This is a genomic window from Chromobacterium haemolyticum (assembly GCF_002081825.1).
GTDB lineage: Bacteria > Pseudomonadota > Gammaproteobacteria > Burkholderiales > Chromobacteriaceae > Chromobacterium > Chromobacterium fluminis.
The window spans coordinates 50,614-69,461 of sequence record NZ_MUKU01000022.1 but is presented as its reverse complement, the minus strand read 5'-3'; the positions used below and the strand labels follow the sequence as shown (position 1 = coordinate 69,461).

General features: G+C 60.6%; 19 protein-coding genes. 16 read left to right on the top strand and 3 right to left on the bottom strand.

The annotated features are described in order from the left end of the window. The first annotated feature begins 12 nt into the window (after positions 1–12). A complete protein-coding gene (locus B0T39_RS16205) occupies positions 13–321 on the top strand; it encodes a DUF1484 family protein (protein WP_081548353.1) in 309 nt (102 codons plus the stop codon). Between the two features lie 76 nt (positions 322–397). Here the strand turns inward: B0T39_RS16205 and B0T39_RS25680 are convergent, their stop codons facing one another. Both B0T39_RS25680 and B0T39_RS16200 read right to left on the bottom strand, forming a co-directional pair. Next, positions 398–544 carry a hypothetical protein gene (locus tag B0T39_RS25680; protein ID WP_161523865.1) on the bottom strand — a complete coding sequence of 49 codons (147 nt, stop codon included), beginning with the start codon at positions 542–544 and terminating at the stop codon, positions 398–400. A 62-nt stretch (positions 545–606) separates the two neighbouring features. Further along, a complete protein-coding gene (locus B0T39_RS16200) occupies positions 607–1,242 on the bottom strand; it encodes a TetR/AcrR family transcriptional regulator (protein WP_081548351.1) in 636 nt (211 codons plus the stop codon). Between the two features lie 120 nt (positions 1,243–1,362). Here B0T39_RS16200 and B0T39_RS16195 point away from each other — a divergent pair, with 120 nt between their 5' ends. From B0T39_RS16195 to groL, 13 genes are all read left to right on the top strand, one after another. Next, a complete protein-coding gene (locus tag B0T39_RS16195; protein WP_081548349.1) occupies positions 1,363–2,646 on the top strand; it encodes an NAD(P)/FAD-dependent oxidoreductase in 1,284 nt (427 codons plus the stop codon). Further along, the gene (locus B0T39_RS16190) at positions 2,643–3,419 is read left to right on the top strand and encodes a DUF1365 domain-containing protein (RefSeq protein ID WP_081548347.1); all 777 of its coding nucleotides are present in this window, start codon (positions 2,643–2,645) and stop codon (positions 3,417–3,419) included. Before B0T39_RS16195 ends, B0T39_RS16190 begins: the two co-directional genes overlap by 4 nt. Continuing rightward, a complete protein-coding gene (locus B0T39_RS16185; RefSeq protein WP_081548345.1) occupies positions 3,416–4,630 on the top strand; it encodes an SAM-dependent methyltransferase in 1,215 nt (404 codons plus the stop codon). The genes B0T39_RS16190 and B0T39_RS16185 overlap by 4 nt, the downstream gene beginning before the upstream one ends. 2 nt (positions 4,631–4,632) lie before the next feature. Beyond that, a complete protein-coding gene (locus B0T39_RS16180; RefSeq protein ID WP_081548343.1) occupies positions 4,633–5,166 on the top strand; it encodes a DUF3833 domain-containing protein in 534 nt (177 codons plus the stop codon). After that, positions 5,163–5,942, top strand: a complete 780-nt coding sequence (locus tag B0T39_RS16175; protein WP_081548341.1) for an SDR family NAD(P)-dependent oxidoreductase — start codon at positions 5,163–5,165, stop codon at positions 5,940–5,942. Before B0T39_RS16180 ends, B0T39_RS16175 begins: the two co-directional genes overlap by 4 nt. Then, positions 5,939–6,373 carry a nuclear transport factor 2 family protein gene (locus B0T39_RS16170; RefSeq protein WP_081548339.1) on the top strand — a complete coding sequence of 145 codons (435 nt, stop codon included), beginning with the start codon at positions 5,939–5,941 and terminating at the stop codon, positions 6,371–6,373. Before B0T39_RS16175 ends, B0T39_RS16170 begins: the two co-directional genes overlap by 4 nt. Beyond that, the gene (locus B0T39_RS26515; protein WP_081548337.1) at positions 6,373–6,531 is read left to right on the top strand and encodes a DUF2256 domain-containing protein; all 159 of its coding nucleotides are present in this window, start codon (positions 6,373–6,375) and stop codon (positions 6,529–6,531) included. The genes B0T39_RS16170 and B0T39_RS26515 overlap by 1 nt, the downstream gene beginning before the upstream one ends. Then, positions 6,528–8,057 (top strand): cryptochrome/photolyase family protein, encoded by a 1,530-nt coding sequence (locus B0T39_RS16160; protein WP_081548335.1) that lies wholly within the window; start codon positions 6,528–6,530, stop codon positions 8,055–8,057. Before B0T39_RS26515 ends, B0T39_RS16160 begins: the two co-directional genes overlap by 4 nt. A gap of 7 nt (positions 8,058–8,064) precedes the next feature. Further along, entirely contained in the window at positions 8,065–8,601 is a 537-nt protein-coding gene (locus B0T39_RS16155) for a lipocalin family protein (RefSeq protein ID WP_081548333.1), read from the top strand. After that, the gene (locus B0T39_RS16150; RefSeq protein ID WP_081548331.1) at positions 8,588–8,815 is read left to right on the top strand and encodes a TIGR02450 family Trp-rich protein; all 228 of its coding nucleotides are present in this window, start codon (positions 8,588–8,590) and stop codon (positions 8,813–8,815) included. The genes B0T39_RS16155 and B0T39_RS16150 overlap by 14 nt, the downstream gene beginning before the upstream one ends. 97 nt (positions 8,816–8,912) lie before the next feature. Continuing rightward, positions 8,913–9,539, top strand: coding sequence for a diguanylate cyclase (locus B0T39_RS16145; RefSeq protein ID WP_081548329.1), 627 nt, complete (start codon positions 8,913–8,915; stop codon positions 9,537–9,539). Positions 9,540–9,705: 166 nt separating this feature from the next. After that, on the top strand, positions 9,706–10,023 hold the full coding sequence (locus tag B0T39_RS16140; protein WP_081548327.1) for a co-chaperone GroES: 318 nt from the start codon (positions 9,706–9,708) through the stop codon (positions 10,021–10,023). A 29-nt stretch (positions 10,024–10,052) separates the two neighbouring features. Further along, complete coding sequence (gene groL / locus B0T39_RS16135) at positions 10,053–11,669, top strand: chaperonin GroEL (protein ID WP_081548325.1); 1,617 nt, start codon at positions 10,053–10,055, stop codon at positions 11,667–11,669. 142 nt (positions 11,670–11,811) lie between these two features. On the opposite strand, the gene B0T39_RS16130 is transcribed toward groL, so the two are convergent. Then, entirely contained in the window at positions 11,812–15,165 is a 3,354-nt protein-coding gene (locus tag B0T39_RS16130; protein WP_254894573.1) for an EAL domain-containing protein, read from the bottom strand. Between the two features lie 322 nt (positions 15,166–15,487). Here B0T39_RS16130 and B0T39_RS16125 point away from each other — a divergent pair, with 322 nt between their 5' ends. Both B0T39_RS16125 and B0T39_RS16120 read left to right on the top strand, forming a co-directional pair. After that, positions 15,488–18,205 (top strand): MHYT domain-containing protein, encoded by a 2,718-nt coding sequence (locus B0T39_RS16125; RefSeq protein ID WP_081548321.1) that lies wholly within the window; start codon positions 15,488–15,490, stop codon positions 18,203–18,205. A 282-nt stretch (positions 18,206–18,487) separates the two neighbouring features. Then, positions 18,488–18,712 carry an MbtH family protein gene (locus B0T39_RS16120; protein ID WP_081548319.1) on the top strand — a complete coding sequence of 75 codons (225 nt, stop codon included), beginning with the start codon at positions 18,488–18,490 and terminating at the stop codon, positions 18,710–18,712. The last annotated feature ends 136 nt before the right edge of the window (positions 18,713–18,848 follow it).

The window sequence follows — 18,848 nt, the reverse complement described above, 5'->3', positions numbered from 1 at the left end:
GGGAATACCGCGATGAATACTGCCTTGCCCGCCATGGAGCAATTAAAGCTGTTGAACCAGAAGCTGTTCGACACCCAGGATCAGGCCACATTGCCACACTTGGGCCAGCAATTGGCCCAGCAATGCGCAGAGATGGACGCCCGCCTGATGCAAGGCTTGATCGACATCCGCGCAGCCCATATCAGTCTGCAAGCCATCCTGACTCTGCTGCAACGCCGAGACGAACCCTTGCTGTTGAGCAGCGAGGACGCCGCGGCGCTGTTGGAGCCGGTGCTGCAACGCCTGTGTCAGGGCTTAAGTTGCATTAACCACTTGGTGTAGGCTGAGGCCCCAAGAAGCGCCCGTGTTCCTTGGGGCGCTGTACGTCAAGAACCGGCGCCGCGCAAACGCGGCCGCCTTAACGACTGCCGGCCTTTTTAAGCCCTTCGGCAATCATTCCCGGTTCATAAATGGACTTCACCGCTTTCATGAAGGGCATGCCCCACGCATTGGCATGCGCGGCGCCATCGAATGGCTGCGCAAACACATGCTCCTCTTGCATCATTACATTCCACACAATCCCGCCAAACCATGCGCAGTTATGAATCGGCGTATAGACACCATGCTTCAAGAGTTCGATTGCGCCGCCCCGGCGCCAGCGGACATCCCTTCAAAACACACCTGCAGCATGTGCGTGATGATGTCTTCATCTTGGTATTTCCCATACACGCGCAGATACTCCACCGCGGGATCACAGGTTCGAGAGTAGTAGCTGAAAAGAATCACATCCGTTGGCATCTCCGCCTTCAGTTCGCCTTGCTTCTTGGCCTGCTCAACAATGCCTTGCAAGGTCTTATGCAACTTAATGACCCGGCCAACGTAAGTCATGCTGCGCGTCAACATGCCGCGTACTTGCGGGCTGGCTGACGGCAAGAAAGGCAACCCGCCAGCAAGCCGAACCCTTAACGCCCAGGCCAAGAGATCACGCAGGCGGGCCAGCGGGCTCAGCCTTGCGTCTTGTTGCGCCAAATAGTGCAGAGCATCGTCCAGTAAACGGATCATCACCTCGGTGGCCAGTTCATCCTTGGATTTGAAATGCTTGTACAGGCTGGGTTTGGAAATGCCCGCTTCGTTTGCCACATCGTCCATGGTCATCAGGTCGAAGCCCTTGCTCGCCAGCATGCGCGTCGTCGCGTCCAACACCGCCTGTTCGCGCAGCTTGAAAGCCTGATCTTTGAAGCTGAGCCTGCCTAAAATACCCATTGGTAACACCTTTTACTGATTGGTAGCATTTTTTCCAAACCGGTTATATCCTGAATATAAAGCACCGCCCAGCGGCTGCCAAGTTAACCCGCTCAACCCATACGCCCATAGGACGCATCGGTGAATACTCAGCAGCGACAACACATCGCCGTCATTGGCGCCGGCATCTCCGGTTTGGCCTGCGCGCACTTTTTGGCCCGCGGTCACAACATCACCCTATTCGAGGCTGGCGATTACCTGGGAGGCCACGCCCATACCGTGGACATCACGGTAGGTGGCGTCCGCTTTGCCGTGGACACGGGCTTTCTGGTGTACAACGATCGCACCTACCCTAAGCTGATCGCGCTGTTTGCCGAGCTGGGCATCGTCAGCCACCCCAGCGACATGTCATTCAGCGTTTCACTGGACCAAGGCAAGCTGGAATGGGCGGGCAGTAATCTGGACACGGTGTTCGCCCAACGCCGCAATCTGTTGTCGCCTGGATTTTGGGGCATGCTGGCCGACATTGTCCGGTTCAACCGCGCCGCGCCGCGCAACCTGAAACGGGCCGTCGAATCACCGCTCACGTTGGGCCAGTTGCTTGAAACGGACCGCTATGGCGCACGCTTCCGCGATCACTATCTGCTGCCGATGGCCGCGGCCATCTGGTCCAGCCCCTGCCGCGATATCCTGTCTTTCCCCGCGGAAACCTTTCTGCGTTTCAGCCTCAATCACGGCCTCTTGCAGTTGAGCGACCGGCCTCAGTGGCGGACGGTGCGAGATGGCGCGCGCCAGTATGTGGAAAAAATCGCGGCCGGCTTGAATGATATTCGGCTGTCCACCCCGGTACTGCGCGTCAGTCGGGAAAATGGCCGAGTGCGCGTGCAGACCGCGCATGGCGAGGCATGCTTCGACAGCGTGGTATTCGCCACCCACGCCCCTCAAACGCTGGCGCTGCTGGCCGATGCCGACGAGCGCGAACGGTCGCTGCTATCCGCGGTGCGCTACCAAGCCAATGAGGCCGTGCTGCACTCCGATGTCTCCTTGCTGCCGCGCAGCCCTCGCGCCTGGGCGGCCTGGAACTTCTTGGCCGACGGGAAAGACGATGGACGCGCCGTGGGCGTGAGCTATCTGTTGAACCGATTACAGCCGCTGCCGGTGGACACCCCGGTGATGGTCACGCTTAATCCAACACAAGAGCCGGATCCGGCCAAGGTGCTGGGCCGCTACCATTACGAACACCCGCTGTTGGACAACGCCGCCATCGCCGCGCAAAAAGCGCTATCCGAAATCCAGGGGCGACGCGGCTGCTGGTTCACTGGCGCCTGGACTGGCTACGGCTTTCATGAGGATGGCCTGAAATCGGCTTTGCGCGTGGCACAGGATTTTGGCCTGGCACCCGCCTGGGCGAGGCTGCCGACATGAGCACAGCCTATCTGCTGACCGGACACGTGATGCACCATCGCTTACGCCCGGCCGCCAATCGCTTCGTCTACCCGGTGTTTTGCTTGCGGCTCAAGCTGTCCGCGCTGGAAAACATGCGCGGGCCATGGTTTGGCGTGGACTGCCGCCGGCCGCTGTCGCTGCGCACACGCGACTACGGCCCGCGCGACGGCTCGCCGCTATTGCCCTGGATACGCGCGCGCCTGGACGAAGCCGGCCTTCCCTGCGACGGCGAGGTCTGGCTGCAAACCTTCCCGCGCGTGTTCGGCTACGTTTTCAATCCGGTTAATTTCTGGCACTGCCACAACGCCTCTGGCCAGTTGATCGCCGTGCTGACCGAGGTGAACAACACCTTTGGCGAAAGGCATAGCTATCTGCTCAGCCAAACCGACGGGGGGCCCATTAGCGCCTCCAGCCAGTTGGTCTGCCGCAAACTGCTGCATGTCTCCCCGTTTTGCCAAGTGGAAGGCCATTATCGATTCCGCTTCGTGGAACAAGCGGGCCGCGCGCTGACGCGGATCGATTATCACGACGCCAACGGCGCTCTGCTTCACACCTCGATATCCGGCCGCTTGCGCGCCTTGAGCTCGGCCACAGCGGCGGCCGCCTTGCTGCGCCAGCCTCTGCTCACCCTGGGCGTCATCGCCCGCATTCACTGGCAGGCGCTGAAGCTTTGGCTAAAGCGCGTACCCTTTTCCCGCAAACCCCATCCCCCCGCCACCGCCCTCAGCCGTGGCCAGGAGCTGAAACCATGAGCGCGAGCCAACCCCTCTCCTTGTCCCACCCCAAGTTTCCGGCGGCGGGGCGCGCGCTGCTCGCCATACTGGCTCAATTGCGCCACGGCAGCCTTAAAGTGGTCACGCCAGATGGCGAGACCTTATGGTTTGGCGCGGCCCAAACGCACGTCAGCGCGGAGTTGACGCTGCGGGACTGGCGCGCCTGCGCCCGCATCCTGTCCGGCGGCGACATCGGCTTTGCCGAGGCCTACCGCGACGGCTGGTTGGACTGCCAGGACCTGACAGGGCTGCTGCAACTGATGCTGCGCAATGAAGACGCCTTGCAATTGGGGGCGCTGGGCCGTTGGGCCGCGCGTTTGTGGCACAGGCTGCGCCATCTCCTGCGCGTCAACAGCCGCCGCGGCAGCCGCCGCGGCAGCCGCCGCAACATCCATGCCCATTACGATATCGGCAACGATTTTTACAAGCTGTGGCTGGACCCCAGCTGGACTTACTCCAGCGCATGGTTCGACGGCGACTACAGCCAGCCCTTGGCCCAAGCGCAGGCGCGCAAGTACCAACGCATCTGCGAACAGCTGCAACTACGCCCCGGCATGCGGGTGCTGGAAATCGGCTGCGGCTGGGGGGGCTTCGCCGAACACGCAGCCCGTCTCGGCGTCTCCGTGCACGGGATCACCATCTCGGACGCGCAACTGAGCTTCGCGCGCCGCCGCCTGGCCAAGGAGCCGCGGGTCACACTGGAACACCGCGACTACCGCGATCTGAGCGGCCAATACGACGCCATCGTGTCGATCGAAATGTTCGAGGCGGTGGGCGAGCGTTACTGGCGCGGCTATTTCGACACCCTGCGCCGCTGCCTGAAGCCGGGCGGCCAAGCGCTGGCGCAAAGCATCACCATTGATGAATCGCGTTTCGAGGCCTACCGCGCCAGCACCGATTTCATCCAGGCCTTTATCTTCCCCGGCGGCATGCTTCCCAGCCGCGAGCGTTTTGAGCGCGCGGCGCATCAAAGCGGGCTGACCAGCCACAAGCGCCTCGATTTCGGCGCGGACTACGCGGAAACGCTGCGCCGCTGGCGCGAGGCTTTCGAGACCCAACTGGACGCCATTCGCGGCCAGGGTTTCGACGAGGCCTTCATTCGGCTGTGGCGGCTTTACCTGTGCTACTGCGAAGCGGGTTTCGATGCGGGACGCATCGGCGTGTCGCAGTTTCTGCTGCAAAGGACGTAACCATGCGCGCCCCCCTCTGGCTCGCCGCCCTGCTCCTGCTGGCAGGCTGTGCCGCTCCAACGGTTGGAGATTACGCCGCCAACCGCCCGCTGCTAGACCCCGGCCGGTTTTTCCTTGGCCACACCAAGGCCTGGGGCATATACCAGGACCGGCAAGGCCGCCTGCTCAAGCGCTTCACCATCGACATGGACGGCGAACGCCACGGCGACGAGTTGGTGTTGACCGAGCGCTTTCTTTACAGCGACGGCAACCGTCAGCAGCGCGTGTGGCGGCTCAAGTCCATCGGCCAGGGCCGCTGGCGCGGCCTGGCGGACGATGTGGAGGGGGAAGCCATTGGCGAGACGGCCGGCAACGCGCTGCGCTGGCGCTACACACTGAAGTTGCCGGTGGAGGGCGAGGAATACTTGGTCCAGTTCGATGACTGGATGTTCCTGCAAGATGAGCGCAGCCTGCTCAACCGCGCGGTCATGAGCAAGTTTGGTTTCCGCTTGGGCGAGGTCACGCTGTTTTTCCACAAACCGGAGTCAGGGCCATGACACTGCGCCTTAACCCTCGCATCGCTGATTGGCGCGCGCGCCGGGTATGGGTGATCGGCGCGTCCAGCGGCATCGGCGCGGCATTGGCCGACGAGCTGCTCTTGGCCGGCGCCCAGGTCATCCTATCCGCCCGACGCGCCGAGCCGATGCGCATGCTGGCGGCAGAGCGCCCGGGCGCGCAAGTGGAAACGCTGGACGTGACCGATCCGGCCGCCTGGCGGGCCGCTTGGTCGCGCCTGGAAGCCGCCGGCGCGCTGCCGGACCTCGTGGTGTTCTGCGCGGCGGACTACCGTCCGCAAACCTGCCTGGATCTGCACGCCGATGAAACCCGCGGCCTGCTCGACACCAACCTGCTGGGCGTCTACCACGGCCTGGAAGTGGTGTTGCCGGCGCTGGCGCGGCAAGGCCGCGGCGGCGTGGCGCTGATCGCCAGCGTGGCGGGTTATGTCGGCCTGCCGGGCGCCGCGGTGTACGGCCCCGGCAAGGCGGCGCTGATCAATCTGGCGGAAATCCTCTATGCGGAACTCAAGCCGCATGGCGTGGCGGTTTATCTGATCAACCCCGGCTTCGTGGCCACGCCCCTCACCGCCAAGAACAATTTTTCCATGCCGGCCCTGCTCACGCCGCGCCGGGCGGCTCGCGACATCATGCGCGGGCTGGCCCGCGGCGCGTTTGAAATTCACTTTCCGCTGCGCTTCACCTTATGGCTCAAACTACTGCGGCTGCTGCCTTACCGGCTGCGGCTGCCTTTGCTCGCGAGGTTGGCTCGACCATGAAACGCATCCCCACTCAAGCCGATTGGCAAGCTTTGCTCGACTGGTATCAAACGCTGACACCGCAAACCTTGCCGGACATCGCTCGCTTTTACACTGAAAACGCGCGCTTCAAGGACCCCTTCAACGACGTGCGCGGCGTGGCCAAAATCCAGGCGGTGTTTCACCACATGTTCAAGACGCTGGAACAGCCCCGCTTCACTGTCATCCACGCGCTACGGGATGGCGACCAGGCATTCATCACCTGGGATTTCGATTTTGCCTATGCCGGGCGCAAGGTCAGCATTCACGGCGGCAGCCATTTCCAGTTCGATGCCCACGGCAAAATCACGCTGCACCGCGATTACTGGGACGCCGCCGAAGAATTGTTCGAGAAAATCCCCCTGCTTGGACTGCCGGTGGCCTGGCTGCGCAAAAAACTGAAGGTAGCGTGATGGCGCGGATATTCAAGGGCAATAAGGCGGCACTGCCATCCAAGCGCTGCGCCGCCTGCGGCCACCCCATGAGCTGGCGCAAAAAATGGCGCAATAATTGGGATGCCGTCCAATACTGCTCAGAACGCTGCCGCCGTCAGAAGGACATGGCCCAATGACCCTCTTGCGGCTGATTCTGGGCGACCAGCTCAACCCCAACCATAGTTGGTTCACCGCCCCCGACCCCGAGGTGGTGCATGTGATGATGGAAATCCGCCAGGAGACGGATTACGTACGCCACCACGCGCAGAAAATCCTGGCCATCTTCGCCGCGATGCGTGATTTTGCAAGCCAACTGAAGGCCTTGGGGCATCGAGTGCGCTACATCGCCATCGACGACGGAAGCAACCGCCAATCGTTAATCGGCAATTTGGATGCGCTGATCCGCCACTACGGCGCGACGAGGGTGGAATACCAGGCTCCGGACGAATGGCGGCTGGACCATCAACTCGCCCGCTGGGGCGCGGGCTTATCCATTCCATGCCACATGGCGGACAGCGAGCACTTCTACACCGCTCGCGGCGACGCCGCCGCGTTCTTCGGCGCGCGGCGGCAATGGCGGCAGGAGACCCTATATCGTCACCTGCGGCGCCAGCACGGCATTTTGGTGGACGAGAACGGCGAACCCGCCGACGGGCGCTGGAATTTCGATGCCGAAAACCGTCAGCGCTGGTCCGGCAGCCCGCCAGAACCCAATGACCCTCGCCCTGAGCATGACCACCGCGGGCTGTGGCAAACCATAAACGACGCCGGCGTGAACAGTTTCGGTCAGCCTCAGGCCGAAGCGCTGCGCTGGCCGCTCAAGCGCGCCGAGGCGCAGGCCCTGCTGTGCGACTTTATCGAGCGGACGCTGCCGCACTTTGGCGCTTATCAGGACGCAATGAGCCGGCATGCGCGGCGCTTGTTTCATTCCCAGCCTTCCTTCGCCCTCAATGTGAAAATGCTCAATCCGCGCGAGGTGGTGGACGCCGCCATCGCCGCCTGGCTCGCAGGCCGCGCGCCACTGGCCGCGGTAGAGGGCTTTGTGCGGCAGATACTGGGCTGGCGCGAATATGTGCGAGGCGTCTATTGGGCCAAGATGCCCAGCTACCGCAACAATAACGCCCTGTCTCACGATCTGCCGCTGCCGCGCTGGTTCTGGGATGGCGAAACGGGCATGCGGTGTCTTGCGCACGCCATCGGCCAATCGCTGGAAGACGCCTACGCCCACCACATCCAGCGGCTAATGGTGATCGGTAATTTCGGACTGATCGCCGGGCTGTCGCCGCAGGCGCTGCATGAATGGTATTTGGGCGTCTACATCGACGCCTTCGAATGGGTGGAGTTGCCCAACACTCTGGGCATGAGCCAGTTCGCCGACGGCGGGCTGCTCGGCAGCAAGCCCTACGCCGGCAGCGCCGCTTATATCGGCCGCATGAGCGATTACTGCGCCGGCTGCCGCTACCAGCCCAAGCTGCGCATTGGCCGGGACGCCTGTCCCTTCAATGCCCTGTACTGGAACTTTTTCCAGCGCCACCGCGCGCGGCTAGCGGCCAATCCGCGACTCAGCCTGGTCTATCGCCAGCTGGACAAGCTGCCGGATGCCGAACAAGCCGCTATCGCCGCTCACGCGGCGGCGCTGCAAACCAATCTCGACACACTGTGAGCCCGATATGTTGAAAATACCCCTCGGTCTGTTGGCTATTGCCCTATTGCCGCTTACCGGCTGCAACACCCTGCCGCCGCCGGACGTCATCCCAGTGCAAGGCTTCCAGCTGGAACGCTATCAGGGGCGATGGTATGAAATCGCCCGCCTGGACCACCGCTTCGAACGGGGCCTGCAGGCGGTGAGCGCCGATTACAGTCGCAATGCCGACGGCAGCATCCGCGTGGTCAACCGCGGCTTTGACACCGCCGCCGCCAGTTGGCGCGAAGCCGTGGGCAAGGCCTGGTTCAACGGCCGCGCCGATGTCGCCTCGCTGAAAGTGTCGTTCTTTGGCCCGTTCTATGGCGGCTACCACGTGGCGGCGCTGGACCCCGACTATCGCTGGGCGGTGGTGGTGGGACCCGACAAGAACTACTTGTGGCTGCTGTCGCGCGACAAGCAGCCCGCCCCGGATGCCAAGACCGCTCTGCTGGCGGTGGCGGCCAAGTTGGGCATACCCGCGGAGAAGTTGATTTGGGTGAGTCAGGACCGTGGCGACAACTAGGCGGCTCAACCCGGAAAAATTGCTGCTGAGCAAGTGGACCGCCGCGGCGCCGCGCGACAAGGAGAAACACTTCCTGGTGGTGGCGCTGGGACGGCCCGCGCCCGACGGCCCGGTAGAAACGGTAACGCTGGAGGCGGTGTACACCCGGCGCCAGCGAACCGTGCCGTGGCAGGCTCTGCGCGACGACGAGCAATGGCGGCAAGGATGGAAATAAGCGCCCAGCCATATTCACAAGGTTGCCGCTTGCCTCGTGCCGGCAATCTTTTTATCGTTAAGGCATGTCTTCGCGTCCATTGTCATGGAGTGTTGCCGTGGAGTTGTTCGATACCTTGTCCGCTCAAATCCGCCATATGCGTCTGCCGCTATTCGCGGTCAGTCTCAGCGCGGTCCCCTTTCCCGATACGCCCTTGCTGTTGATGCTGCATTGGCATGGTTTCCGCCGCCCTGAGCCCGCCCGCGGCCAAAATGGCGAGCCCTTGCTTCGGCAAGTGCCGGCGTCGGCCTTGCAACTGACGCGCAGATGGGGGGCGCTCTCCCTGATAGAAGAAGATATTCTGGACGCGGCCTGGCAGCTGGGCGCCTGGAACCTGCTGCGCGACGAGCGGCGCGGCTGCAACACCATAGGCGCGGCCGCTGGGGAAGAGCTGGCCTGCCGCCAGGCTTTCGGCGATCTGCCCCCTATCGCTGGGCAGGAAAGTGTCTTGGCGGAAGCGCCCGACGGCCCGGACCTGATGCGGCTGGCCTCCCGCCGAGGCTATGTTTCCTGGCAGTTCCGCCCCGTACACGGCGGACTATGGCGCGACCTGGCCGAAGACGACACCCTGGGCGAGGAAGGCCTGCGCAAACCACCCTGCCCCCTTAGGCCGCGCGCCTGCCATGGCGGCAAGGCGACCAGAACGGAGTACCGTTTTGGCCGTGTCGAGCGCATCATTTTGTAGTTTCATTTTTTCTGCAAAAAACCTCTTGAAAAGTTTTTGACCCGCCCTTACTTCGTCTTTCGTCAGTCTTTCCGGCTGACTTTGACCGGTAAGAGCAGGCCTTTTCGCGCCTGCCACTCGGTCTTACCTACTGTTTCCAATGATCTGAATCGCACAGGAGATTGATATGCAAATCCGTCCTCTGCACGACCGGATTATCGTCAAGCGGATCGAGAAGGTCCGCCAGACTGCTTCCGGCATCGTCATCCCCGATAGCGCCGCTGAAAAACCGGAGCAAGGCGAAGTTCTCGCCGTTGGCCCTGGCAAGCGCCTGCAAGACGGCACACTGTTGCCGATGCAGGTGCAGGTGGGCGATCTGGTTCTGTTCGGCAAATACGGCGGCCAGACCGTCAAGCTAAACGATCAGGAGTACTTGGTGCTACGCGAAGAAGACGTCTTCGGAGTCGTTGAAGACACCTCTCAATCCGGCCGTAAGGCTGCCTGATTCCCCACAATCATCACAGGAGTTAAACCATGGCTGCGAAAGAAGTCCGCTTCCACGACAACGCCCGTGAGCGCATCGTCAACGGCGTCAATGTGCTGGCTAATGCCGTCAAAGTCACCCTGGGTCCGAAAGGCCGCAACGTACTGTTGGCGCGCAGTTTCGGCGCGCCGCACATCACTAAGGATGGTGTGTCGGTTGCCAAAGAAATCGAACTGAAGGACCCATTCGAGAACATGGGCGCCCAGATGGTAAAAGAAGTGGCGTCCAAGACCGCCGACGTGGCGGGCGACGGCACCACCACCGCCACCGTGCTGGCCCAAGCCATCGTGCAGGAAGGCATGAAGTACGTCGCTTCCGGCATGAATCCGATGGACCTGAAACGCGGCATTGATAAAGCCGTGCATACCGTAGTGAAAGAGCTGCAAACCCTGTCCAAGCCGGTGACCAACAGCAAGGAAACCGCCCAAGTCGCCGCGCTGTCGGCTAACTCCGACGAGGCCATCGGCAAGATCATCGCCGACGCCATGGAGAAAGTAGGCAAGGAAGGCGTGATCACTGTCGAGGACGGCAAATCCTTGGACAACGAGTTGGCCATCGTCGAGGGCATGCAGTTCGATCGCGGCTATCTGTCGCCCTACTTCATCACCGATCCGGAAAAGCAGACCGCTGTGCTGGAAGACCCGCTGGTGCTGCTCTACGACAAGAAGATCAGCAATATCCGCGATCTGCTGCCGGTGCTGGAGCAAGTGGCCAAGGCAGGCAAGCCGCTGCTGATCGTAGCCGAAGACGTGGAAGGCGAAGCGCTGGCCACCCTGGTGGTGAACAGCATGCGCGGCATCCTCAAGGTGGCCGCCGTGAAGGCTCCAGGCTTTGGCGACCGCCGCAAGGCCATGCTGGAAGACATCGCCATCCTCACCGGCGGCACTGTCATTTCCGAGGAAACCGGGCTCACGCTGGAAAAAGCCGGCCTGCCGGAGTTGGGCAGCGCCAAACGCGTGGAAATCGGCAAGGAGAACACCACCATCATCGACGGCGCGGGAGACAAGGCCAAGATCGATGCTCGCGTTCAGACCATACGTGCCCAGATCGATGCGGCCACTAGCGACTATGACCGCGAGAAACTGCAAGAGCGCGTGGCCAAGCTATCTGGCGGCGTGGCGGTCATCCGCATTGGCGCGGCTACCGAAGTGGAAATGAAAGAGAAGAAAGACCGCGTGGACGACGCACTGCACGCTACCCGCGCCGCAGTGGAAGAAGGCATCGTTGCCGGCGGCGGCGTCTCCCTACTGCGCGCGCGAGCCCACATCAGCGGCTTGAAGGGCGACAACGCCGATCAGGATGCCGGCATCCAGATCGTGCTGCGCGCGCTGGAGGCGCCTCTGCGCGCTATCGCCGCCAATGCCGGCGACGAGCCGTCGGTGATCGTCAACAAGGTTCTGGAGGGCAAGGGCAGCCACGGCTACAACGCTGCCAGCGGCCAGTTTGGCGACTTGGTGGAAATGGGTGTGATCGATCCGACCAAGGTGACGCGCACCGCGCTACAAAACGCCGCTTCCATCGCCAGCCTGATCCTGACCACGGACGCCACCGTGGCCGAAGCGCCGAAGGACAGCAAGGAGAAAGTCCCGACCGAGTTGGATTACTAATCCGCTGACCTGGTCCTCTTCCATTATTTGCCCGCGCTCACGCGCGGGCTTTTTTATCCCCAAAATCTCCGTGTTCTGATGACCACGGCGACCTCGGCCTCTTTCCGTTTTACCTTATATGCCTACCCGCAGTCTCCCGACACTATGGCGCCCGGAAAGAGCTAGTCCAGGCGGCAAACTCCTCTGCCGGCATTGGCGAGGCGATGAAAAACCCCTGCGCATAATCACATCCCATCTCTCGCAAGCTTTGCCAATCCGCAGCGGACTCAACGCCCTCCGCCACCACCAGCCGTCCCAGATGGTGCACAAGTTCGATGGTGGATTTCACGATCATGGCGGAGTCTTTGTCCTGGGACATATTCATTACAAAAGACTGATCAATCTTGATGTAATCCACCGGTAATTTTTGTAAATAGCTCAGCGATGAATAGCCTGTGCCAAAATCATCCACGTACAATGCGGAGCCAGCGCATCGTAGTTCATTCAGCAAGGCCAGCGCCAATTCCGGATCCAACATCATGGAGCTTTCCGTGATTTCCAGCTCTAACAAACCGGTGCGAATCGAACGCTGCTCCTGCCAAAGTCGCAGCTTGTCCGGCAAGGTGTCGTCCTGCAGATTGCGCACCGATAGGTTCACCGCGATGGGCAGCATGAGCTGCTGCCCCTGCCAAGCTTGTAGTAAATCCAGCGTTGCCGTCACAACCCACTCGGTCAATGGGTGGATTAGCCCGGACCGTTCCGCGATATCGATGAAGGCGCTGGGCGCCAACAAGCCGTGCTGTGGATGCAGCCAGCGCACCAAGGCCTCGGCGCCGCAGACCTTGCCATCGGCCAGGCTGACCTTGGGCTGCAGGTATAGCCGCAGCTCGCCCTGCGCTATGGCATGGCGTAGCTCTCTGGCCAGCACCAGCCGCTCGGCTTGCGTCTCGGCTTTGCCCGGCTCGTACAAGTAATACGCCACCCCTCGCTGCTTGGCCTGCTGTGTAGCCTTGTCCAAGTGGCGCAACAAATCGTGTATGTTCCTCCCATGTTGGGGGAACAGCACCATGCCCACTCTTACGGCGACATCCAGCGTCAGCCCCGCCACTTCAAAAGCGGTAGTCATCGCCCAATTGACCGCAGTGACCAGCACCAATGCTTCCTGTCCGTCCGCACCGGGAAGCAGTACCGCAAATTCGTCGCCTCGCACGCGCGCGGCCAATGCGGCAGTCGGCAGGCAGGCCCTCAGGCGAGCGCCAAACTCACGCAATACTTGATCTCCCTGCGCAAAGCCAAGTACCTCGTTGATTTCTCCCAGACGCTCGATATTGAACTGCAGCACGGCCAGCGTGCGGTCCTCCTGGCTTGCGTGCACTAGCTCCAACGTCAGCGCCTCTTCAAACTGCAACATATTGGGCAGGCCAGTCAGTTGATCATGGCGCAGCATTTGCTGCATGGCGACGCGGGCCTGCTCTCGTTCCCTCTGTGCCCGCAAGGAGCCGATGCCGAATGCCAGGTCGGCACTGGCCTCGATCAGCAAATCAATCTCATCATCGTCAAAGGTATCCGCCTGCCTGTCGTAAATGGTCAATGCGCCGATAACGCGGCCATCCACCTGCAACGGGCAGGCCAAGCCGGATGCCGCCCCATGCAGCATGGCCCGCAGCGCCTCATACCGGCTGTCGCTTTGCATATCGCGCGCCAGTTGCACCTTGCCGGTACGCACGGCAGTGGGCGTGATGCTGATGCCGCCGGCGGCGTCCGCCCTGCCCAGAACGATACCTGCCAGCTCGCTCAGCCCACCGGCAAAGCCGCATTGAGCCATCGGCTTTAGTTCTTGCGCATCCCCGTCGCCATACCAAATCACCGCCGTGCTATAACCGCCGGCCTCAACAATGGCCCGGCAGCTGCTATCCAGCAATTGCCGCTCATCCCTTGCGCGCAACATGGCGCGATTCCCGGCGCTCAGGGTACGCAGAGCGCGGGAAACATGCTCTAGCTCACGCACTTGCTGAGACAGTTCGCTGTTGAGCAACTGGATATGCTCTTCCGCCGCCTTGCGCTCGGTGACGTCGATGCCCAGCACGTAATAACCGATCACCTCCTCCAGTTCGTTGCGCTTGGGCACATAGCGGATGTTCTGCCAAACCCCGGGGAAAGGCTGCCAATCATAATTCAGCGGCTCACCGGCCAGTACTTTGTCAATGTGCGGACAGGCTATGGCGTAGCGCTCCGCCCCTAGTATCTCGCTCACGGCGTAGCCGGTGATGTTCGCATGATCAGGCGCAAAGCGTAGCCGATACTGCTCATTGACATACACGTAAAGGCGATCAACATTGACATAGGCAATCAGCACCGGCACTGCGCTGAGAATGGCGTCCAAATGCGCCTCGCTTTCCAGCAAACGCAAGGACCGGTCCTGGACTCTTTCGGTAAGCAGGGCATTTTGCGCAAGGATGGTCAGTCGGACGTCCCGCTCGGCAGTGGAATCGCGGAAGACAACCACCACGCCGTTCAGCAAGTCGCTACCGGCGATAATCGGCGCTACGGTGTAGCTGATCGGACATTGTTGGCCATCCAGCGCCACCAGTTCCCCATGCAAGGACTCCGGCATGTACTGGGCCTGCGCTCCCATTCTTGTACCGCATGTAAACAAATCGATAGGCTGATCGTCTTTATCCCGCCTCACGGTCAATATCTGTGATAATGGCAAGCCGACAGCCTCGGCGGCAGGCCAACCGGTGAGGAATTCGGCTACCCGGTTGCAACGAGTAATCAAGCCATTGGCGTTGACGGAGACTACCGCATCCCCAATCGAATGCAGCGTGGCGGCCAGATTTTCCTCGCTGGACACAAGGGCCCCTTGGCTGACGCTCAGCGCCCGCCATTGCCGCCGCACCATGAAATAAGTCCCGCCCAGCAGCAAGAAGAGCGTGATACCGCTCAGGCTGTTCCACCATATTTGCCACTGCTGCGAATGCTCGTAATCGACCAGCCGCCCCTCAAGCACGCGATGCTCTTCATGGTCCATTTCGTCCAGTAAGCTATACACCTGCGTGCGGGTGGCGCGTAGCGGTGCGCTCGTGACGTAGGCGCTGGCCGCGGCTCCACCATACTGACGGTACAAGCGCTCCACCTCGCGAGAGATTGCCACCCGCTGAGTGACGACCCGGCGCAGGGCCATCCAGCGATCAAGCTGCCTGGGGTTGTCGCCGATTCGTGTGCGGATCTGCGTCAGCAATGCCTCGCGTGCCTCAATTGCCCTATCGCGTTCCTTCAGATTGGCTTCATCACCCGTCAGACGAAAGTTCTGGGTGCTGATTTCCGCATGCACGGTAAAACCGCGGATGTGCGCCAACTGGTCCGCGACCATCACGCTGTTCGTCAGCCAGTGTGCTGCTTGCTTAGCGCTGTCAACAACCTTCCAGATGGAAAGCGACAGCACGGCTACAAACACCATGGAAACGGCAATGGCAACTCGCAACTTGGCTTCAAATCGGTCTGGCAAGATATCCACCCCGGCATGCGTACACCCATCGATATCTTCTATAGATAGTAAAGTCCGCCCCGGTAAAACAAGACTTCGGGTAGAGGTTTTGGACTGCTCCGGCTTCCGTAGGCACCTCAGATATCGGTCTTGGCGATATTCACTCTCCGCGGGCAAAATCTAGTCGCTGCTGTTGCCAAGGCAGCGCTAGATTCCCGCATTGCGCGGGGTGGCGGCTGGAATAACCTTCCTGCACAACGCTGGCGCGACAATGTCTCCATTGTCTATACCGGAGGAAAGCCCCTGCGGCTAATTGGCACAGCGTGAAGAAGCTATTGAAAATGGGGAGGTCATGCTCAGCTCGTTTTTCATTGACGCTTACCAGTCCTATTTGTTTTTGCCAACCAGATACAACTTGTGGCTGGTGGCGCTCTCCTTTCTGGTGGCCATTTTTACCTCTTGTTTGGCGCTGCAAATAGCCGGCCTGGCCCGCGAGGCTAGTGAGCGCTGGCTGCGCTGGATCGCGCTTGCCACCGGTTCTTGCGCGATGGGCGGCGGCATCTGGGCCATGCACTTTGTCGGCATGCTGGCCTTCAGCATTTGCAGCACAATCCAATACGCGCTGCTTCCCACTCTCCTGTCCATGCTGCCCGCCGTCGCCGCCTCGCTGATTGCCCTTCACTTGCTGTCTCAGCCCAAAATCGACGGAAAACAGCTTTTGATCAGCGGGGTGCTGGTGGGGAGCGGCATCGGCACCATGCACTACTCCGGCATGGCGGCCATACGCATGACGCCGCTGCTGCGCTACGATCCCTCGTGGTTCGCCGTTTCCATCCTGCTCGCCGTGCTGCTAAGCACCTTGTCGCTATGGATACGTTTTGGTCTGGACAATAAGAAAATGAGCAAGGGAGGGATGACGCTGCTCAGCGGCGGGGTCATGGGGGTCGCCATTGCGGGCATGCATTACTTCGGCATGGAGGCCGCCCGTTTCATCGGCACGCCGGACCCGGCTTTCCGCAGCGCCTTTGAAGACAATGAAAACCTGGCCGTCGCCATCGCCATCACGGTGCTCCTGCTTGGCAATATCGTTTTCGTGGGCAATGTGTTGTTGCGCTACCGCCCCTTGTATCAAAGAACGCTGAGCAACGAGCTGAAGCTGCAAGCCACGTTCAACACTTCGCTGGACGGCATCATCACCATTGATGAGAAGGGCCGCATTTTGAGCGCCAACCCCGCGGTGGAGCGGCTGTTTGGCTGGAAGATGGAGGAGTTGCTGGGCAAGAACATCAATTTGTTGATGCCGGAGCCGCACCACGCCAAACACGATCGCTTTCTTGCCGATTATATGGAAACCCAGATCGAGAAATTGATAGGCAGGGAACGCGAGGAGGTGGCGCTCAAAAAGGACGGCAGCCAGTTTCCCATCCGCCTATCGATAGGCAAGGTGCTGCTGCCCGAGCAAGTGATTTATGTCGGCTTCATCGGCGACATCAGCGCGCGCCACCGCATCCAAAAGGAGCTGGAAGAGCGTGAAAGCCAGTTTCGCACCTTGATCGACAACATCCCCGGCGTCGCCTTTCGCAGCCATTCCCAGGAACCGTGGAAAACCATCTTCATCAGCGAAGACATAGAAAAACTATGCGGCTGGCCCGCCAAATCTTTCCTGGACGGCCGTATTCAGCTACTGGACATCATTCATCCGGAAGACAAGGAAAGGGTGCGCGAAACCATCCGCTACGCTTTGGAGCAGCATCAGCTTTATGTCGTCGAATACCGCCTGCTCTGCCTGAATCAGGAAGAATGCTGGGTATTGGAAAGCGCCCGCGGCGTATACAACGACAACGGCGCGCTGCGCTTGATAGACGGGGTGATCCTGGATATTTCGGAGAAAAAAGCGGCGGAGTTCGCTTTGATTGAAGCCAAAAACCGCGCGCTTTCGGCCGTTAAATCCAAAAGCGCCTTCCTGGCCAATATGAGCCATGAAATCAGAACGCCGATGAACTCCATCATCGGCTACACCGATTTGCTGCAAGACACGGAGCTGGACGACAAGCAAAAAAGCATGCTCAAAACCGTCAACCACTCCGCCAAAAGCTTGCTGGGCCTGCTCAACGATGTCCTCGACACCGCGAAGCTCGAACAAAACGCCTTGGAACTGGAGGAAGCGCCCTTTTCATTGCGCGAGGTGGCGGAGCACGTGATCGACATCCTGCGGTTGAGCGCCAGTAAAAAAGGCATCACCTTGCAGCTGAAATACCCGGCCATTATCCAGCAGGCCTTTATCGGCGACGCTTTCCGGGTGCGGCAGATCTTGATGAACCTGGTGGGCAACGCCATCAAGTTCACCGCCCAGGGCGGGGTCTGGCTGACGGTGCTGTCCGCGGAAGAATACGTGGTCGTCATTATCCGGGACAGCGGCATTGGCATGAGCCAGGACACCCTGGCCAAATTGTTCGAACCCTTTTCCCAAGCGGACGCCTCAACCACCCGCCGCTTTGGCGGTACCGGCCTGGGCACCACCATCGCCTTGCAACTGACCCAGAAAATGGGCGGCCGGATCGAGGTGCAAAGCACCCTCAACAAAGGCTCCGTCTTTCAGGTTTACCTTCCCTTGCGCCCTGCGCCGCTTGACGCCTTGCCCTGCCTGGAGCCGCCCGATGCGGAACTCACGTCCGCCCCCCTGTCTCCCTTGAACATCCTGGTGGCCGATGACGATTTAATCAATTTGGACATCGTCACCATTCTGCTCAAAAAACACGGGCACCGGATCTACACCGCTTCCAACGGGAAAGAAGTGATCAACGCGTGGCAGCACCATGATATAGACCTCATCTTGATGGATATTCAGATGCCGGTAATGGACGGCATCACCGCCTGCAAATTCATCCGTCAGGTGGACCCCGACAGCGACAAGCGCGCCACGCCCATCATCGCTTTGACGGCCGGAGCGTTTCAGGAGGATCGCGAAGCGGCCATGGCCGCCGGCATGGATGGGTTCATGACCAAACCCATAGACGTTGTCCGGCTGCAGGATGAAATCGAACGCGTGATGAAGCGCATGGCGGGCTAGCCGTCGGCATTGCACGATGAGCCCCTCTTGTGCCGCATGCGCTTTCCGTTCCCCCAGGGCTTTACATCCTTCCTCGCACCGGCTCGCCGGACTTTGAACCGCTTGCAGGATGAGAGCCGTCGGCCCCTTTCGTTTTTGCTGGTTCCACCTCGCCATAGTTCATTTATTGCGATAAAACCATATTTATTTAATGACATATTCATTTTGTATTGATATGCTTCTCAGATATTTCTGCACTTTGATGCAGACAAATCTCATAAGACAGTCACAGGGAGAAGTGTCATGGCGAACCCGTTCGACAATAAGGAAGGCGTTTTTTTCGCCCTGATCAACGATGAGGGCCAGTACTCGCTCTGGCCCGAGTTCGCTCCTGTTCCGGAGGGTTGGCAAGCCTGTTTCGGCCCCTCCGACCGCCAGTCCTGCCTTGAGCATATCGAACAAAACTGGATAGACATGCGGCCCGCCAGTCTGGCTCGCGCTCAGGACGCCTTGCTCTCTACCGGCTGATTCCCGCCCCGGCTCAAGGGGGCCATGCTGGGACGCGCCCGCTTTGAAGACAAAGCGCGGCGCTTCTCTTCCCGTATTGCGGCGGCGCGCTCGCCGCGGCTCCTCTTATGCCATCCCGCTCCACATCGAAAAAAAA

What these genes read in the sequence shown, in the direction of transcription:
- B0T39_RS26515 (WP_081548337.1), top strand. Translation starts at nt 6,373, where the DNA reads ATGGCGCGGATATTCAAGGGCAATAAGGCGGCACTGCCATCCAAGCGC.
- B0T39_RS16175 (WP_081548341.1), top strand. Translation starts at nt 5,163, where the DNA reads ATGACACTGCGCCTTAACCCTCGCATCGCTGATTGGCGCGCGCGCCGG.
- B0T39_RS16125 (WP_081548321.1), top strand. Translation starts at nt 15,488, where the DNA reads ATGCTCAGCTCGTTTTTCATTGACGCTTACCAGTCCTATTTGTTTTTG.
- B0T39_RS16185 (WP_081548345.1), top strand. Translation starts at nt 3,416, where the DNA reads ATGAGCGCGAGCCAACCCCTCTCCTTGTCCCACCCCAAGTTTCCGGCG.
- B0T39_RS16155 (WP_081548333.1), top strand. Translation starts at nt 8,065, where the DNA reads ATGTTGAAAATACCCCTCGGTCTGTTGGCTATTGCCCTATTGCCGCTT.
- B0T39_RS16170 (WP_081548339.1), top strand. Translation starts at nt 5,939, where the DNA reads ATGAAACGCATCCCCACTCAAGCCGATTGGCAAGCTTTGCTCGACTGG.
- B0T39_RS16180 (WP_081548343.1), top strand. Translation starts at nt 4,633, where the DNA reads ATGCGCGCCCCCCTCTGGCTCGCCGCCCTGCTCCTGCTGGCAGGCTGT.
- B0T39_RS16190 (WP_081548347.1), top strand. Translation starts at nt 2,643, where the DNA reads ATGAGCACAGCCTATCTGCTGACCGGACACGTGATGCACCATCGCTTA.
- B0T39_RS16120 (WP_081548319.1), top strand. Translation starts at nt 18,488, where the DNA reads ATGGCGAACCCGTTCGACAATAAGGAAGGCGTTTTTTTCGCCCTGATC.
- B0T39_RS16205 (WP_081548353.1), top strand. Translation starts at nt 13, where the DNA reads ATGAATACTGCCTTGCCCGCCATGGAGCAATTAAAGCTGTTGAACCAG.
- groL (WP_081548325.1), top strand. Translation starts at nt 10,053, where the DNA reads ATGGCTGCGAAAGAAGTCCGCTTCCACGACAACGCCCGTGAGCGCATC.
- B0T39_RS16140 (WP_081548327.1), top strand. Translation starts at nt 9,706, where the DNA reads ATGCAAATCCGTCCTCTGCACGACCGGATTATCGTCAAGCGGATCGAG.
- B0T39_RS25680 (WP_161523865.1), bottom strand. Translation starts at nt 544, where the DNA reads ATGATGCAAGAGGAGCATGTGTTTGCGCAGCCATTCGATGGCGCCGCG.
- B0T39_RS16200 (WP_081548351.1), bottom strand. Translation starts at nt 1,242, where the DNA reads ATGGGTATTTTAGGCAGGCTCAGCTTCAAAGATCAGGCTTTCAAGCTG.
- B0T39_RS16160 (WP_081548335.1), top strand. Translation starts at nt 6,528, where the DNA reads ATGACCCTCTTGCGGCTGATTCTGGGCGACCAGCTCAACCCCAACCAT.